Source organism: Melghirimyces profundicolus (genome assembly GCF_003054245.1).
Taxonomy (GTDB): domain Bacteria; phylum Bacillota; class Bacilli; order Thermoactinomycetales; family DSM-45169; genus Melghirimyces; species Melghirimyces profundicolus.
In genome coordinates, this window is record NZ_QBKR01000005.1 from 101,442 (window position 1) to 118,213 (window position 16,772).

A 16,772-nucleotide genomic window follows, 5' to 3' on the forward strand; every position below is an offset into this window, starting at 1 on the left:
AATGGGGAGGGGGTCACTTACATGTTTACGGTTCGACGTGCCAACCATAGCGACAGGGAAACGATCGTCCGGTTGCTGCGGCAGGCGGGTCTCAGCGCGGATGGTACGGATGCCCACCTGGAAAACTTTTTGATCGTGGAGGATCCGGTCTCCCGCCGGGAATTGGGGACGGTGGGGCTGGAAATATACGGTGACAGGGGATTGCTCCGCTCTTTTGTGATGGAAAGCGATGCCTGGAATGCCAAAACGGGGATGGAGCTGATTGCAGTGGTTCTCACCTACGCCCGGAAAACGGGGTTGAAAGAGGTGTACCTCATGGCCGGCATCACGGCTTCGATCTTCGAACATTTCGGTTTTGAGCCGGTGGATTGGGAAGAACTCCCCGAAGAGATACGCCATTCGGCGCACAAAAGGGAAGTGGAGCCGGGAGAGGGGGTTCCCATGGTTTGCCGGAACCCCGCTGTCCGGTCTCCGGCTGAAGGGTGAGCGGTGGGTCTCACCTTATGATATTATGAGGGTCAAAATGCGGAAAGGAAATCGGGAATGGAGACAAAATACTGGAAAGTCATCACGAACTCCGATCGTCCGGAATCCCTAGCCGGCCATAGCGCCATTCGGGAAGCGGCCGCCTTGTTGAAAGAGGGAGGTATCGTGGCGTTTCCAACGGAAACCGTCTACGGATTGGGGGCGGATGCCTCTTCGTCCGGGGCGGTCACTTCCGTTTTCCGGGCCAAAGGACGCCCCTCCGACAATCCTTTGATCGTTCATATCGCCGATCTGGACCGGTTGGAGCGGTGGACCCGGGAGGTGCCGGAGAAAGGGGTGGAACTGGCCCGGCGCTATTGGCCGGGTCCCCTCACCCTGATCCTTCCCCACCGGGGAAATCTGGCCCCCCAGGTGACGGCGGGACTTTCCACCGTCGGGATTCGGATTCCTTCCCATCCCGTGGCTCTGGCGCTGTTGCGGGAGAGCGGCCTTCCCGTCGCGGCCCCCAGTGCCAACCGATCCGGAAAACCGAGTCCCACGGATGCGGCGCATGTCCGGGACGATCTCCACGGACGCATCGACGGTATCCTGGATGGAGGAACGACGGGGATCGGGGTCGAATCCACCGTGGTGGATGTCACCTCCGACCCTCCGGTTCTCCTGCGGCCCGGCGGGATCACCCTGGACATGCTCCGGGACGCCGTCGGGGAAATCCGCCTGGATCGGGGGCTTGAAAGAGAAACAATGAACCCGCGATCTCCCGGGATGAAGTACCGTCATTACGCACCCCAGGGAAAGATGTGGGTGGTAACGGGGGAGGGGAAGTCCCTCGTTGAACGGGTGCAACGGATGGCTGACGGTTTAAAGAGGGAAGGGATGAAAGTCGGAATTCTGTCGACAGAAGAACATGCGGCAAATTACGAGGCGGATTGGGTGTTCGTTTGCGGACGAAGGTCCGATCCATTCAGCATTGCCCGGGGGTTGTATCAGGCTCTCCGCGCCTTTGACGAGGTGAAAGCTGAAGCGATTGTGGCCGAGGGATTCCCGCCGCAGGGGGTTCTTTTTACCGTCATGAACCGGTTGGTCAAAGCGGCGGAAGGACGGGTGATCTCCGCCGGCGAATCTTGATCCTGGAAGCGTTGTGATGGATGGTCAGGTTCAGAAGAAGGGAAGCGTTTACCGGGAGTGAAGGACCCCGGCGAGACTTGTGCTCTGTGAGTGCAGCCGGAGCGGCTTTGGGTAAATGCTGCCGCTCATTTTTTCGCAACGATTCTAGTTATGGAAAACAGACGGACAGGCGGTTCTTTTTGCCCGACCCTTCGCATACCTTGTCAGAGACAAGCGTTTGCGGGGGGGGGAATGGCAATGGAGCTTTCCTTGCCTCAGTGGGGGCAATTGTTTACCCTTTTGATGATTGCCGTCGCTCTCGGAACGGACGCTTTTTCCCTGGGAATCGGGATCGGGATGCGGGGGGTGCTTGTGAGGGAAGCTTTGAAGATCAGCGGCATGATCGGTTTTTTTCATGTCATGCTGCCGTTGTTGGGAATCACCGTCGGCCGCTATCTCGGGTCCCTGGTGGAGAACATCGCCGTCATCACCGGAGGGGGTCTGCTTTGCTTTTTGGGACTCAACATGATCTACCAGGCTTTTCGTTCGGGGAAAGAAGTACGCGTCTTTCACACCGCAACCCCGCTGGGAATCGTGGTGTTTTCCCTGGGAGTCAGTCTCGATTCTCTCTCCGCGGGGTTATCCCTCGGATTGTTCGAAGCGGATGCCATTCTGGCCGTGTTGTTGTTCGGGACCGTGGGGGGACTGATGGCTTGCACGGGGCTTCTCCTGGGGCGGAATGTGGGATCTTGGATCGGTGACTACGGGGAAGCGGTGGGAGGCATCATTCTGATTTCCCTGGGCCTCCGGTTTTTGCTGTGACGGACGCGGTATGGTCGAGCGGGATGACCGGAGCCGCCACCTTGGTCGGCACGGCCCTGGCTCTGCGGTTCGGCCGTCTTTCCCCCCGTTGGATGGCTGTCGCGCTCGGTTTGTCTGCGACGGTCATGCTGTTTGTCAGCCTCTTCGAACTCCTTCCCACCGCCTTGAAACTGCGCCCTTCGTGGTCTCATGTCTTCCTCGGTATGTTGTCCGGCTCGGCGGTGATGGCGGGAATCCGTACCATCAGCGGTGACGGGGAAGAAGCGGATTCTCCGGAGCACTACCGTCGGCTGGGATGGGTTCTTTCCGGGGCGGTGCTGGCCCATAATCTGCCGGAAGGGGCGGCAATCGGAATCGGATTTGGAGTGGAGCCGGATCTGGGGGTGACCTTGGCGCTTACCATGGGGCTTCACAACTTGCCCGAAGGAATCGGTATGGCAGCCCCCCTCTTGGCCGCAGGTCTGGGAAGAGGTTGGGTGATTTTGATCAGTCTGGGAGCGGCTGGCGCCCTTCCCGTCGGAGCTTGGCTGGGAGTCCGGTATTTGACGGGCTCACCGGACCTGGTCGCGGTGGGTCTCCTGTTTGCCTCCACCACCATGATCTGGGTGGTGACGCAGGAAATCTTTCCCCGGGCTTATAAAATCGCCCCCGCGGCTTGCCGTTGGGGGCTGGGCCTGGGCATCCTTCTCGCCCTGGCGATTCACGGACTCAACGGATCATGTTGTTAACCGGCCGTTCGGGACGATCTTTCGTTTTCGCTTTCGTTTTCGGAAAAAAGATGAAATACTGGTTAGGGAAACCCCCACGGTTGCATAACGGGTCGAAGGCTTGAGAAAATGTAAAATGTCAATCAAGTTGCACGTTCTCCCAAGGCGGCGGCAGCGGAGGTGGTTGGGTGAAAAAGATCTTATTTGTTTGTACGGGAAATACCTGCCGGAGTCCGATGGCAGAGGCTCTGATGCGGAAAAAAGCGGCGGAAAAGGGCATCGAGCTGGAAGTCCGCTCCGCGGGGGTGACCGCGTTGGACGGGGCCGAGGCCACCGAGGCGGCCGTCCGGGTGATGGAGGAAAAAGGGATTGACCACCGTTCCCACCGGTCCCGGGCCGTCTCCCGCGATCTGGTGGAGTGGGCGGATCTCATTCTGACAATGACGTCGGATCACAGGAAAATGATGGCTCAGTCTTATCCGGAAGCAGCGGACAAGTTGTACACCCTGAAAGAGTACGTCCTTCCGGATGCCGACCGGGAAAAATTGGAGGAGCTTCAGCGGTTGCAGGTGGAACTGGAAACTGTCCGGGCGATGCTGGAGAATGAGAGGGAGCAAGGGAACCGGTCCCGGGTGGAATCCCTGCAGAAGCAGATGGAAGAAATCGAAAAGAAATACCGTTCCCTCTGGCGGGAGGTCAGCGGAATCCTGGCACGCACCGACGTGCCCGACCCTTTCGGCGGAAGCGAAGAAAATTACCGCCAATGCAGGGATGTCCTCGACGCGGAATTGGAAAAGTTACTGAATCGGTTGCAGAATTCATCAACGGAGGAAAGGTGAAGGACGAGGGAGGGTTTGGACAGATGAAAGTGGTGCTGGGATCGGACCATGGGGGTCTGAAGCTGAAGGAGAGCATCAAAAAAGTGTTGGAAGAAATGAATGTCATGTATGAAGACGTGGGATGCGATTGTCCCGATTCCGTCGATTATCCGGACTACGCCCTTCCGGTGGCCGAGAAAGTGGCCAAAGGGGAATTTGACCGGGGCATTCTCATCTGCGGCACCGGGATCGGGATGTCCATCACCGCCAACAAAGTGCGCGGCATCCGCTGTGCGCTGGTGACCGACGAGTACTCGGCCCGGATGAGCCGGGAGCACAACAACGCCAACATCCTCGCACTGGGTGAAAGGGTCACCGGTCCGGGGCTGGCCGAAGGGATCGTCCGGACTTGGCTGAACACGGAGTTTGCCGGTGGGCGGCATGAACGGCGCGTGGAGAAAATCGGCGCCCTGGAAGGAGAGTGAAATCCGTGGAGAAAGCCATCCGCAACCAGGTGATGCAGGTGACCGAAGAGCTTTTGGAGGCAAAGCCCTTAAACCGGGGTCATCTGCTTGTGATGGGAGTCAGCACCAGTGAGGTCGCCGGAAAGCGGATCGGCACCGCGGGAAGTGACGAAGTGGCCGCCTCCATCCTGGAAGGCGCATTGGAAGTTCAACGGAACCATGGATACCATCTCGCTTTTCAATGCTGTGAACATCTCAACCGGGCCTTGGTGGTTGCCCGGGAGACCCTTGAAACGTTCGGGTTGACCGAAGTGACAGCGGTCCCGGTGCCGAAAGCGGGAGGCGCCATGGCTTCCCACGCCTTTCGGCATTTGGAGGATGCCGTTTTGGTGGAGGAAGTGGCTGCCGATGCGGGAATCGACATCGGAGACACCCTGATCGGCATGCACCTGAAGCCGGTGGCGGTGCCCGTCCGGCCCTCGATCCGGCAGATCGGTCAAGCTCATGTCACCATGGCCAAAACCCGCCCCCGGTTGATCGGGGGTGCGAGAGCGGTCTACATTCTGGAAGAGCGGGACGGATTCCAGTGAATCGGATCCGATGCTCTGGACGTTTTGGTAAGATAGAAGAGATGGAGGAATCAAAAGGAGGAGCTTACCTTGGACCACATCCGACAAACGGATCCGGAAATCGCCGCGGCCATCAGCAAAGAGCTGGGCAGGCAACAGGGAAACATTGAACTGATTGCATCTGAAAACTTTGTCAGCCGCGCCGTGCTGGAAGCGCTGGGAAATGTCATGACCAACAAGTACGCCGAAGGCTATCCCGGCAGACGCTACTACGGAGGTTGCCGATTCGTCGATCAGGCGGAGGAGCTGGCAAGGGAGCGGGCCAAGGAATTGTTCGGGGCGGAACATGTCAACGTGCAACCCCATTCCGGGGCTCAGGCCAACATGGGGGTTTACTTTTCCGTCCTGGAACCGGGAGACACGGTGTTGGGGATGGACCTGGCTCACGGGGGCCATCTGACCCACGGCAGCCCGGTCAACTTTTCCGGGAAACTGTATCATTTTGTCTCCTACGGTGTGGATGAGAAGACCCACCGGATCGACTATGAAGAAGTCCGGAAAGCGGCGCTGAAGCACCGGCCCAAATTGTTGGTGGCGGGGGCCAGTGCCTACCCCCGGACCATCGATTTCGCCAAACTGAAAGAAATCGCCGATGAAGCCGGTTGCCCCCTGATGGTGGATATGGCCCACATCGCCGGTCTGGTGGCCACCGGGCATCATCCGAATCCCGTCCCTTATGCCGATTATGTCACCACCACCACCCATAAAACGCTCCGCGGACCCCGGGGCGGAATGATCCTCTGCAAAGAGGAGCACGCTAAAAAAATTGACAAGTCCATCTTCCCGGGCATCCAAGGCGGCCCCCTGATGCACGTGATCGCCGCCAAAGCGGTCGCTTTGAAGGAAGCCCTGAGCGATTCCTTCAAGGAGTATTCGGCCCGGGTGGTGGACAATGCCCGCGGATTGGCCGAAGCCCTGGCCTCCCGCGGAATCGATTTGATCTCCGGGGGAACGGACAATCACCTGATCCTGATCGATGTCCGCAACCTGGGGCTGACCGGCAAGAAAGCGGAGCATCTGTTGGACGAAGCGGGAATCACCGTCAACAAAAACGCAATTCCCTTCGACCCGGAAAGCCCCTTTGTCACCAGCGGCATCCGGATCGGAACCGCCGCCGTCACTTCCCGTCACATGGGGCTGGACGCCATGGTGGAGATCGCCGATATCATGGCCGCCGTCCTGAAAAACCCCGACAATGCCGAAGAGCAGCAAAAAGCCCGGGAACGGGTGGCTTCCCTGACCGCCCGTTATCCCCTGTATCCGGACCTGGAAGTCTGAAAGCGAGAAAGGAACCCGCCAGCGAAGTGTGGTGGCCGGGTTCTTTTTGGGTGGGAATGGCCGGAGTTTTCAGCCCGCTTTTCGAGAGCGGGCTTTTTTTGAAGGTACATAAGCAACTTTCTGTCCTTTTTCCGGTGAATGGACATTCGAAAAAAAGACCAGTACAATGTTTGAGACTGAAGGAAAGATGACCCTGAGGAAGGAGTGTCGTGACCGATGGGAAACGTCTACGTATTCGACCATCCGCTCATCCAGCACAAACTGACCTATATCCGCGACAAGACCACAGGGACCAAGGAGTTCCGGGAGCTGGTGGATGAGGTGTCCGCCCTGATGGCCTACGAGATCACCCGGGACATGCCGCTCACGGAAGTGACGGTGGAGACCCCCGTCTCCAAAGCCCAGTGCAAGGTCTTGGCCGGAAAGAAGCTGGGACTCGTCCCGATCCTGCGGGCAGGGCTCGGCATGGTGGACGGAATCCTGCGGTTGATTCCCGCGGCCAAAGTGGGGCACATCGGGCTGTACCGGGATCCGGAAACCCTGGAACCGGTCCAGTACTACGCCAAGATGCCTCCGGACATCGGAGAGCGGGAACTGATCGTGATCGACCCGATGCTGGCGACCGGGGGTTCCGCATCCGAAGCCATCCACCGGATCAAGGACATGGGGGCCAAGAATATCAAACTGATGTGCCTGATCGCCGCTCCCGAAGGCGTGGAACGGGTGCAGAAGGACCACGACGATGTGGATATCTACGTGGCCGCAGTGGACGAGAAACTGAATGAGAAAAGCTATATCGTTCCGGGACTCGGCGACGCGGGAGACCGACTGTTCGGAACCCGTTGAGAACTGTCACATTCCGTTCATAAGGAATCCGAGGAACGGTGGATCCCGCGGCGTAATGACACAATAAAGGTAAGAACCGCAGGATCCGCCTGACGGAAGACCAAATATTCCCACCCCGAATGGGCAGTCTAAGGAACAACGGGCCAAACGGTTTCGACGGGGAGGGCCGATCCGGGGAGTCCGCCCTCCGTCCGGGCCGGGCTCCCTTCTGAAATTGTGAATAACTGTTCACATCTCCAGCTCCCGTAAGCGTTGACATTGAGTATGGGCCTTGGGTAGTATAAACGGGGAACATACAGAGTTTCTGCCGTGTTGCCCCTCTGGCACGACATTTTCGTTACCACATCACCCATTTCCACGGTTTTCCCCTTTGTTTCTTCTTTCAAATGCTCCGGCGCATGGGAGGGCTCCCCTTGAAGAAAAATTCCGGTAACCCCTTGCGGACCATGGGACTCGTCGGTACACTCGGCCTGGAAGTGGTGGTGTTCACGCTCATCGGAGTTTGGGTGGGGCGCAAGCTGGATGCCGTATGGGGCACTCAGCCTGTGATGATGGCGGTCTGTGTGTTGACGGGTCTGGTTTTGGGCTTCGTCAGCGCTGCTCTGACCCTCCGGTCTTTCATGGATTGACGCCGCCGGATCCGGACCCGCCCGGAAACGTTTTGGTGCGCCGGAAATTCTTCCGCGAGGGAGAGTGAAAAAGGGGGACTTCGATGAAACCGGTGGACTGGCCCCAAGGCCGGATGGTTAACAAGCTGATGTCGGCCTTTCTTGCCCTTCAGGCGGTCCTGTGGTTGTTGACACCGCAAAAACCCTTTTTCGCCGGGCTTTTTCTCGGCGGCTTGGTTGGGTTGTACAATATTCACTATCTGGCCCGAAGGTTGCGGCTGTTGGAAGCGTACGCCTCATCGGGCTCCGGGCGGCGTCCCGGATCCGGGATGGTCAACCGTTTCCTGATGGCGGTCGCGCCGCTTCTGATCGCGGTTCGGTTTCCCGGATGGATTGACTGGCGTGCGGTGCTGATCGGCTTGCCCGCCGGGCTGGTTGCCGTCCTGCTGGTTGAGTTTTGGGATGTGCGGAAGAACGCCGCATCCGACGGAAAGGGGTGAAAAACATTTGGAACTGTCGCCGAAAGTGGAGTTTTTGGGGCTGAGTTTTGATGTGCCGGTCATGATCGGCACCGTCTTTACCGCCATCGTGGTCCTTCTCCTGACCGTTTTGGCCACCCGCAACCCCAAAATGCGTCCCGGGGGGTTGCAAAACCTGGTGGAGATGCTCCTGGATTTCGTCCGGGGGATTTTGAACATCAGCTTTGATTCCAAGACGGCGGAGAAATATCTTGGGTTTGCCCTCACCTTGTTTCTCTTCATTTTCATCGCCAACCAACTCGGGGTCATGCTGATGGTGACGACGGAGGTCCACCATCCGATTCCCTCCCTGGGGATCACCGGGGATGATCTGGAGGAATCCCACGCGGCTGTCTGGTTCAAGTCTCCGACCGCCGACCTCAACGTTACCGTTGTGATGGCGGTGGCCATCTCTTTGTTTGCCCACTTCATGGGAATCTTCAGGGATGCGAAGGGGTATTTCTCCCACTACATGCAGCCCAATCCCCTGATGTTCCCCATCCACCTCGTGGACGAAATCGCCAAACCGACCACCCATGCGTTGCGGTTGTGGGCCAACATCTTTGCCGGGGAGGTCCTGATCACCATCATGATCACCTACGGCAATCCGCTCACGACGGGAGCACCGCTTTTGGTCTGGCTGGGATACTCGCTCTTTGTCGGCACGATCCAAGCCTACGTCTTCACCGTGTTGGCTTCGGTATACATTGCGCAGAAAACCGTGCAAGACCACTAATCTCTCTGATGGATTGAAGGAGGACGTTATATCATGACCACCATCGCTGCTGCTCTGATGATCGCCTTTGCCGCCATCGCCGGCGGGATCGGAAACAGTGTCGTCTTCAGCAAGTACCTGGAAGGAATCGCCCGTCAGCCGGAAGCCCGCGGCACCCTGTTCGGTCAAATGTTCATCGGGATCGGTCTGGTCGAGGCCGTGCCGATCATTTCCGTGGCCTTCGGGATCCTCGTCCTGCTGGGCGTTTTCGGCGGCTGAGACTCATCTCTCTGGCGGGGGAGGAATGCCTTTCCCCGCCTTGCTTACTGTAAAAGTACAAGTACCCGTGAAGCGATTGGCAACGGAAGGGAGTGACTCGCGTTGGAACTGAGTCTGGGCACCATGCTCTTTCAGCTGGTCACGTTTATCATCCTGATGCTCCTGGTTTCCAAATTCGCCCTCCGTCCGATGCTGGGCGTCTTGAAACAGCGTCAGGATTATATCGATAAACAGATTTCCACTGCGGAGGAAAACCGCAAAGAGGCCGAAAAAATGGCCGAAAAACAGAAAGAAGCCCTGAATGAAGCCCGCCGGGAAGCCAAGGAAATTTTGGAACGGGCCAAGGCACAGAAGGACCGCGAGGCGGAAGAGATCATCAAGGAAGCCCGCGAACGGGCCGAGCGGATGTTGCAGGACGCCAAGTCCGAAATCGCCTCGGAGAAGGAAAAAGCCCTGAAGGAACTCCGGGACGAGGTGGGACATCTCACGGTTCTCCTGGCTTCCAAAGTGATGGAAAAGGAACTGGATTCCAAAGACCAGTCGAAACTGGTGGACCGCTATCTTGAACGGGTAGGCGAATTGCAATGAGCCGTTCCATCATCGCCAAGCGGTACGCCAAAGCCCTGTTTGAGTCGGCGAAAGAGCGGGGGTTGCTGGACCAGGTGGAACAGGAATGGCAGTCCGTTGCCGATGCCTGGAAAGGGAGCGGCGATCTCAGGGGTTGGGTGTCCCACCCCAAGGTGACGGCTCCTCAGAAGAAAGAGGTGTGGGACCGCCTTCTTCCGGATCTCTCCGACCTGACCCGGAACCTTCTCCATCTTCTCATCGATCGCAACCGGGAGGACGCCATCGCGCCGATCGGAACCGAGTACAAGGCCCTCGCCCATGAAGCGAAAGGGATCGCCGAGGCGGAAGTGGTGACTGCCACGCCTCTTTCCAAGGAAGACGAGAAGGAACTGATCGCCGTTTTTCAACAAATGATCGGAAAGACACTGGTGATCACCAACCGCGTGGACTCCGACATCCTGGGCGGCGTCATCGTCCGGATCGGCGACCGGCTGTATGACGGCAGCCTCGTCAACAAACTGAAACGGTTTCGAAAACAACTGACCGCATCCCGCGTCGGATAATCGGATTGGAAGGATAGGGGTGAAATCATGAGCATCAAGCCTGAAGAGATCAGCTCTCTTATCAAGAAGCAGATCGAGCAATTCGAAGGGGACATCGAAGTCGTCGATGTCGGCAGCGTCATCCAGGTCGGTGACGGGATCGCCCGCGTCCACGGATTGAAGAACGTCATGGCCGGCGAGCTCGTGGAATTCGAGAACGGTGTGATGGGCATGGCCCAAAACCTGGAAGAAGACCATGTGGGCGTGGTCATCCTGGGTCCCTTCTCGGAAATCCGGGAAGGCGACCAAGTAAAGCGGACCGGTCGCATCATGGAAGTGCCGGTGGGGGATTCCCTCCTGGGCCGTGTGGTCAACCCCCTCGGTCAACCCCTGGATGGTAAGGGTCCCATCGAAACGACGGAATACCGTCCCGTGGAATCCCGTGCTCCCGGTGTCATGGACCGGAAATCGGTGCACGAACCCCTGCAGACGGGGATCAAAGCCATCGACTCCATGATTCCGATCGGCCGCGGCCAGCGGGAACTGATCATCGGTGACCGGCAAACGGGGAAAACCACCATTGCCGTGGACACCATTATCAACCAAAAAGACCAGGACATGATCTGTATTTACGTGGCCATCGGCCAGAAGCAATCCACCGTGGTCGGTGTGGTGGAAAAACTGCGGAAAGCCGGGGCCATGGATTACACGATCGTGGTGAGCGCCAGTGCCTCCGACCCGGCCCCGCTCCTGTTCCTGGCCCCTTATGCCGGATGTGCGATGGGCGAACAGTTTATGTACCAGGGCAAGCACGTGCTGGTGGTTTACGACGATCTGTCCAAACAGGCTGCCGCCTATCGTGAGCTCTCCCTGCTCCTCAGGCGCCCGCCGGGTCGTGAAGCGTTCCCCGGGGATGTGTTCTACCTTCACTCCCGTCTGCTGGAACGCGCGGCCAAACTCTCCGACGAAAAAGGCGGCGGGTCGCTGACGGCCCTGCCCTTCATCGAAACCCAGGCCGGGGACATTTCCGCCTACATTCCCACCAACGTGATCTCCATCACCGACGGTCAGATCTTCCTGGAGTCCGATCTCTTCTACTCCGGTGTTCGTCCCGCGGTGAACGTGGGTACGTCGGTCTCCCGGGTGGGCGGGGACGCCCAGATCAAGGCCATGAAGAAAGTTGCCGGGACCCTGAAGCTGGATTTGGCCCAATACCGCGATCTGCAAGCCTTTGCCCAGTTCGGTTCCGACCTGGACAAAGCGACCCAGGCCAAATTGGCCCGCGGGGAGCGTCTGGTGGAGATTTTGAAACAGGATGAAAACCAGCCGATGGCCGTGGAGAAGCAGATCGTCTCCATCTACGCCGCCACCCGCGGTTATCTCGACGATATTCCGGTGGGAGACGTTCAGCGCTTCGAAAGCGAACTCCTCTCCTTCATGGATGCGGAACGCGCCGATGTGCTGAAGAAAATCCGCGAGGAGAAGACGCTCTCCGACGAAGTGGAGGAAGGCATCAAGAACGCGATCCAGGATTTCAAAAAGGCATTTGCCCCCTCGACCCAGTGATCGAGTTTCAAGTCGCGGCAACACCGGCCCCGGCAGCCTCCCGGGATGACGGCGGCCGGCCGCCCGACGGAGGAAAGGCGGTGAGGATGGAATGGCTGAAAGCATGCGGGATATCAAACGGAAGATCCGCTCCGTTCAAAATATGAAGCAGATCACCAAGGCCTTTGAAATGGTGTCGGCAGCCAAGTTGCGCCGGGCCCAGGAACAGGCCGAGTCTGCCCGACCGTACGCGGACAAGATCCGGGAAGTGATCGCTTCGGTGGCCTCCGGAACCCAGGGTGTGAAGCACCCCATGTTGGTCTCCCGGCCCGTGAAAAAAACGGGCTACCTGGTGATCACCTCCGACCGGGGGCTCGCCGGCGGGTTCAATGCCAACCTGTTACGCACCCTGGTCAAAACCGTGGCCGAACGTCACCGGAGCAAAGAGGAATACGTCATTTTCGTCATCGGCCGGAAGGGAAGGGAATTCCTGAAACGCCGGGGTTATCCGGTGATCGGAGAAGTGACGGGGCTTGCCGACAGCCCGGAGTTCAGCGACATCAAACAGATCGCATCCAAGGCGGTCGGGATGTACGCGGACGAAGAGTACGACGAGCTTTACCTTCTCTACAACGAATTCATCAATCCGGTGACCCAGCGTCCCGTGGAAAAGCGTCTTCTGCCCCTTTCGGACATGAAAAATACTGAGGCGGCCAGCGGGCCGAAAGCCCTGTACGAATATGAGCCTTCCGCTGAGGAAGTGCTGGCGGAACTCTTGCCCCGCTATGCGGAGACCCTGATCTACAGCGCGCTCCTGGAGTCCAAGGCAAGCGAGCACGGAGCCCGGATGACGGCGATGGGCAACGCTTCCGACAATGCTTCGGATATGATCGGCACCTACACCCTGCAGTACAACCGGGCACGGCAGGCTGCCATCACCCAGGAGCTGGCCGAAATTGTGGGAGGAGCCAGCGCTCTCGAATGAAGGCGGACAACCCCGCATAAAACCTGATTTTCCAACGTTGACTCCCGTGGTGGAGCACGGGAGTCCACCTGCAGTTTAAGGAGGGAAACGGATGAGCACCGGACGCGTCACTCAGGTGATGGGACCTGTTGTCGACATCCAGTTTGACCAGGGGCACCTGCCTGAGATCCACAACGCGATTAAGATTGAATACAAAGCGAAATCTTCGAGTGAAAAGGATATCAACTTAACCGTCGAAGTCGCGCTGCAGCTGGGGGACAACACCGTCCGCTGCGTCGCGATGGGGTCCACCGACGGTCTGGTCCGCGGCATGGAAGCGGTGGACACCGGAAAGCCGATCACCATCCCGGTGGGCCGCCCCACCCTGGGCCGCGTGTTTAACGTGCTGGGGGAGCCGATTGACGAGAAAGAGCCTGTAAAGTCGGAAACCCATTATTCCATTCACCGTCCGGCTCCGGATTATGAGAACTTATCCACCCAGGAAGAGATTCTGGAAACCGGGATCAAAGTGGTGGACCTTCTGGCCCCTTACGCCAAGGGGGGGAAGATCGGTCTGTTCGGCGGTGCCGGCGTGGGTAAAACCGTTCTGATTCAGGAGCTGATCCACAACATCGCCCAGGAGCACGGCGGTTTGTCCGTGTTTGCCGGGGTGGGGGAACGGACCCGGGAAGGAAACGACCTTTATCACGAGATGAGCGAATCCGGCGTGATTGATAAAACGACCATGGTCTTCGGTCAGATGAACGAGCCGCCGGGAGCCCGGATGCGTGTGGGGTTGACGGGGCTGACCATGGCGGAATACTTCCGTGACGAGGAAGGGCAGGACGTGCTGTTCTTCGTCGACAATATCTTCCGGTTCACCCAGGCCGGGTCCGAGGTATCGGCTCTCTTGGGTCGGATGCCCTCCGCCGTGGGCTATCAGCCGACGTTGGCCACCGAGATGGGGCAGCTTCAGGAGCGGATCACCTCCACCAAGAAAGGGTCTGTCACCTCGATTCAGGCGATCTACGTGCCGGCCGACGACTACACTGATCCGGCGCCGGCCACCACATTCGCCCACTTGGACGCCACCACCAACCTGGAGCGTTCCCTGGCCGCCAAGGCGATCTTCCCCGCCGTGGATCCCTTGGCTTCCACGTCCCGGATTCTGAGCCCGGGGGTTGTGGGTGAAGAACACTACAACGTCGCCCGCGGCGTTCAGGAAGTGCTGCAGCGTTACAAAGAGCTGCAGGACATCATCGCCATCCTGGGGATGGACGAACTGACGGAAGAGGACAAAACGATCGTGGCCCGCGCCCGCCGGATCGAGAAGTTCCTCTCCCAGCCGATGCACGTGGCGGAGCAGTTCACCAACGTTCCCGGAAAATACGTTCCCGTCAAGGAAACCGTGCGCAGCTTCAAAGAGATCCTGGACGGCAAGCACGATGACCTGCCGGAAGATGCCTTTTACATGGTGGGCACCATCGAAGAAGCGGTTGAAAAGGCGAAAACCCTCGCCTGACGGGCCGGAAGGAGAGAACGTCCGTGAGTACCATGCAGTTGGACATCGTGACACCTGAGCGGAAAGTGTACTCGGAACAGGTGGAGATGGTCATCGCCCGTGCCGCCGAAGGCGACATCGGGATCCTTCCCAACCATTCTCCTTTTGTCAGCCCGCTCAAAATCACGGCGGTCAAAGTAAAAAAAGGCGGGGAGGAGTTTCTCGTCGCTGTCAGCGGAGGTTTCATCGAAGTTCGGGGCGGCACGGTCACCATTCTGGCCGAAGCTGCCGAACTGCCGGATGAAATCGACGTCGAGCGGGCCAAAAAGGCCAAAAAGCGCGCCGAGGAGCGCCTGGCCGACAAGCAGAGGGAAGACATCGACTTTAAACGGGCCGAGATCGCCCTTCAAAAGGCGACGGTACGGATCCAGGTCGGAAAAAGCGGATGAAAGTCCGGGCAGAGGAGCAACCCATCCACATGGGTTGCTTTTTTCTTTGCCTTTTTGAAAGGGGCGGTGGGAGAACAGGAGAAACTGTGCTAAAATACCATAGTACCAAGACAATATATCACGAAAATTGAAAGCGCATTCATAAAATAAAACAGCGAATGCCTGCCATCTTATGGAATCGTCATAACACTTTTGATATAATCAAAAACCGGAATGAAGTGATTCTTGTAATCATTCTGCTATCGGGAAGGTGGGGGGAAACCAACATGGATCTTGCCGCGGATTATGTCACGATCGTCGCTTTCATCCTGATCGGCCTGGCATTGCCCGCCGCCTCACTGACGGCGGGGCGCTGGCTCAGGCCTCACAAGCCGACCGCGTCCAAGGCGATCACCTACGAGAGCGGCGTGGACCCCACGGGAGACAGCCGGGTGCAATTCAACGTACGGTATTACTTGTTTGCTCTTCTCTTCGTGATCTTTGACGTAGAGACGGTGTTTCTGTATCCCTGGGCTGTGGCATACGATGACTTGAGGGCGGACGTCGGCCTGTTTATCCTGGTGGAAATGCTGATCTTCGTTCTCTTTTTGGTGATCGGTCTCATCTACGCCTGGAAAAAGAAGGTGTTGGAATGGACATAAATCGGGAAGGGATCCTTCCGGTGGAGGAAGAAGAGTTGAAGCGGAACGTCTTCACCACCACGCTGGAGAACGTCAAGGCATGGGCGCGCAGTAATTCGCTGTGGCCCATGACCTTCGGCCTTGCCTGCTGCGCGATCGAAATGATGGGAACCGGAGCGGCCCACTACGATCTGGACCGGTTCGGCTCATTCTTCCGCGCTTCGCCGCGACAATCGGACGTCATGATCGTGGCGGGAACGGTCACCAAAAAGATGGGGCCTCTCCTGCGGCGCCTGTACGATCAGATGCCGGAGCCCAAATGGGTGATTTCCATGGGCTCCTGTGCGACGGCGGGAGGCCCCTACGTCAAATCCTATTCGGTGATCAAAGGGGTGGACCAGATCGTCCCCGTGGATGTGTACATTCCGGGTTGTCCTCCCAATCCCGCGGCTCTGATTTACGGTATCAACAAATTGCAAGAAAAAATTCGTTATGAAGCGAGAACCGGGAGGAAGGTGACCGATCGTTGAGCGGGTGTGACGGAGAGAAAAAAGAAACCCCGGAGCCGGTGGAAACGAAAAAGGAGCAACGGGAGGGAGGGCGGAACGGAACCGAAGCGGATCCGGAACCAAAGGCCGGGAAGCCGGAGGCGGACTCCGTGGATCATTCCGGCAGGAAAAAGGAGGAGCCCCCGGAGAAAACCGAAGGGGCTGCCCGGGCCGCCAAAGCGGCAGCCGCAGCGAAGCCCCGGGCCGCCGCTGCGAAGAAAAGGCCGGCGGCAAAGAAGAAGCCGGAAAAACCGCCGGAACCGTCTCCCAAGCAACCGTTGCTGGATTCCTTTGTGACGCGGTTGAAAGAAAAGGTGGGAGACAAGGCGGTGAAGGATTCCTTCATCAACCGTCCCGACGGCCACCGACCCGTGATCGTGGCGTTACCGGATGCGTGGCCGGAGTCGGCCCGACTGTTGCGCCACGAGGAGGATCTGCAGTTTGACTACCTTCAGAACCTGTCTGGGGTGGATGATGAGGATCACATGGAAGTGGTGTATCATCTCGTTTCGTTGAAACACGGTCATTCGTTGTGCGTCAAAGTGAAGACGGAACGGGAAGATCCCCAAGTTCCGTCGGTGACGGGGGTTTGGGCCGCAGCCGATTGGCATGAGCGGGAAGTTTATGATCTGTTGGGAATCCGATTTCCGGGTCACCCCAACCTGAAACGGATTCTGATGCCGGATGACTGGGTGGGCCATCCGCTGCGGAAAGATTACGAGCCCTACGACCGGGAGATCTGAAGGATAAAAAAAACAA

General features: G+C 58.2%; 22 protein-coding genes. All 22 read left to right on the plus strand.

Features of this window, described 5'->3' with window-relative positions; translation table 11 throughout:
- The first annotated feature begins 21 nt into the window (after positions 1-21).
- Positions 22-486 carry a GNAT family N-acetyltransferase gene (locus C8P63_RS05285; protein ID WP_108022303.1) on the plus strand — a complete coding sequence of 155 codons (465 nt, stop codon included), beginning with the start codon at positions 22-24 and terminating at the stop codon, positions 484-486.
- Between the two features lie 57 nt (positions 487-543).
- Complete coding sequence (locus C8P63_RS05290) at positions 544-1,614, plus strand: L-threonylcarbamoyladenylate synthase (RefSeq protein WP_108022304.1); 1,071 nt, start codon at positions 544-546, stop codon at positions 1,612-1,614.
- A 237-nt stretch (positions 1,615-1,851) separates the two neighbouring features.
- Positions 1,852-2,415, plus strand: a complete 564-nt coding sequence (locus C8P63_RS05295; protein ID WP_108022305.1) for a manganese efflux pump MntP — start codon at positions 1,852-1,854, stop codon at positions 2,413-2,415.
- Positions 2,412-3,143 (plus strand): ZIP family metal transporter, encoded by a 732-nt coding sequence (locus C8P63_RS05300; protein ID WP_146172118.1) that lies wholly within the window; start codon positions 2,412-2,414, stop codon positions 3,141-3,143. The genes C8P63_RS05295 and C8P63_RS05300 overlap by 4 nt, the downstream gene beginning before the upstream one ends.
- Positions 3,144-3,310: 167 nt before the next feature.
- Positions 3,311-3,961, plus strand: coding sequence for a low molecular weight protein arginine phosphatase (locus C8P63_RS05305; RefSeq protein WP_108022307.1), 651 nt, complete (start codon positions 3,311-3,313; stop codon positions 3,959-3,961).
- A gap of 23 nt (positions 3,962-3,984) precedes the next feature.
- The gene (gene rpiB / locus C8P63_RS05310; RefSeq protein ID WP_108022308.1) at positions 3,985-4,425 is read left to right on the plus strand and encodes a ribose 5-phosphate isomerase B; all 441 of its coding nucleotides are present in this window, start codon (positions 3,985-3,987) and stop codon (positions 4,423-4,425) included.
- Between the two features lie 32 nt (positions 4,426-4,457).
- Positions 4,458-4,994 (plus strand): TIGR01440 family protein, encoded by a 537-nt coding sequence (locus C8P63_RS05315; protein WP_108022378.1) that lies wholly within the window; start codon positions 4,458-4,460, stop codon positions 4,992-4,994.
- A 69-nt stretch (positions 4,995-5,063) separates the two neighbouring features.
- A complete protein-coding gene (locus C8P63_RS05320) occupies positions 5,064-6,311 on the plus strand; it encodes a serine hydroxymethyltransferase (protein WP_108022309.1) in 1,248 nt (415 codons plus the stop codon).
- A 216-nt stretch (positions 6,312-6,527) separates the two neighbouring features.
- A complete protein-coding gene (gene upp / locus C8P63_RS05325; RefSeq protein WP_108022310.1) occupies positions 6,528-7,157 on the plus strand; it encodes a uracil phosphoribosyltransferase in 630 nt (209 codons plus the stop codon).
- A 413-nt stretch (positions 7,158-7,570) separates the two neighbouring features.
- Entirely contained in the window at positions 7,571-7,786 is a 216-nt protein-coding gene (locus C8P63_RS05330) for an AtpZ/AtpI family protein (protein WP_170109511.1), read from the plus strand.
- A gap of 83 nt (positions 7,787-7,869) precedes the next feature.
- Positions 7,870-8,265: an ATP synthase subunit I gene (locus tag C8P63_RS05335; RefSeq protein WP_108022312.1), complete on the plus strand. Its 396-nt coding sequence runs from the start codon at positions 7,870-7,872 to the stop codon at positions 8,263-8,265.
- Between the two features lie 7 nt (positions 8,266-8,272).
- Positions 8,273-9,019, plus strand: coding sequence for a F0F1 ATP synthase subunit A (gene atpB, locus C8P63_RS05340; protein WP_108022313.1), 747 nt, complete (start codon positions 8,273-8,275; stop codon positions 9,017-9,019).
- Between the two features lie 33 nt (positions 9,020-9,052).
- Entirely contained in the window at positions 9,053-9,277 is a 225-nt protein-coding gene (gene atpE / locus C8P63_RS05345) for a F0F1 ATP synthase subunit C (protein WP_108022314.1), read from the plus strand.
- 102 nt (positions 9,278-9,379) lie between these two features.
- The gene (gene atpF / locus C8P63_RS05350; protein WP_245920707.1) at positions 9,380-9,865 is read left to right on the plus strand and encodes a F0F1 ATP synthase subunit B; all 486 of its coding nucleotides are present in this window, start codon (positions 9,380-9,382) and stop codon (positions 9,863-9,865) included.
- Complete coding sequence (locus C8P63_RS05355; protein ID WP_108022315.1) at positions 9,862-10,407, plus strand: F0F1 ATP synthase subunit delta; 546 nt, start codon at positions 9,862-9,864, stop codon at positions 10,405-10,407. The genes atpF and C8P63_RS05355 overlap by 4 nt, the downstream gene beginning before the upstream one ends.
- 27 nt (positions 10,408-10,434) lie before the next feature.
- Positions 10,435-11,952, plus strand: coding sequence for a F0F1 ATP synthase subunit alpha (gene atpA, locus C8P63_RS05360; protein ID WP_108022316.1), 1,518 nt, complete (start codon positions 10,435-10,437; stop codon positions 11,950-11,952).
- Between the two features lie 91 nt (positions 11,953-12,043).
- Positions 12,044-12,916 (plus strand): ATP synthase F1 subunit gamma, encoded by an 873-nt coding sequence (gene atpG / locus C8P63_RS05365; RefSeq protein ID WP_108022317.1) that lies wholly within the window; start codon positions 12,044-12,046, stop codon positions 12,914-12,916.
- Positions 12,917-13,007: 91 nt separating this feature from the next.
- The gene (gene atpD, locus C8P63_RS05370) at positions 13,008-14,417 is read left to right on the plus strand and encodes a F0F1 ATP synthase subunit beta (RefSeq protein ID WP_108022318.1); all 1,410 of its coding nucleotides are present in this window, start codon (positions 13,008-13,010) and stop codon (positions 14,415-14,417) included.
- 23 nt (positions 14,418-14,440) lie between these two features.
- Positions 14,441-14,845: a F0F1 ATP synthase subunit epsilon gene (locus C8P63_RS05375; RefSeq protein ID WP_108022319.1), complete on the plus strand. Its 405-nt coding sequence runs from the start codon at positions 14,441-14,443 to the stop codon at positions 14,843-14,845.
- 266 nt (positions 14,846-15,111) lie between these two features.
- Positions 15,112-15,486, plus strand: coding sequence for an NADH-quinone oxidoreductase subunit A (locus C8P63_RS05380; protein WP_108022320.1), 375 nt, complete (start codon positions 15,112-15,114; stop codon positions 15,484-15,486).
- A complete protein-coding gene (locus C8P63_RS05385; protein ID WP_146172119.1) occupies positions 15,477-15,995 on the plus strand; it encodes a NuoB/complex I 20 kDa subunit family protein in 519 nt (172 codons plus the stop codon). Before C8P63_RS05380 ends, C8P63_RS05385 begins: the two co-directional genes overlap by 10 nt.
- On the plus strand, positions 15,992-16,756 hold the full coding sequence (locus C8P63_RS19720; protein ID WP_281258683.1) for an NADH-quinone oxidoreductase subunit C: 765 nt from the start codon (positions 15,992-15,994) through the stop codon (positions 16,754-16,756). Before C8P63_RS05385 ends, C8P63_RS19720 begins: the two co-directional genes overlap by 4 nt.
- The last annotated feature ends 16 nt before the right edge of the window (positions 16,757-16,772 follow it).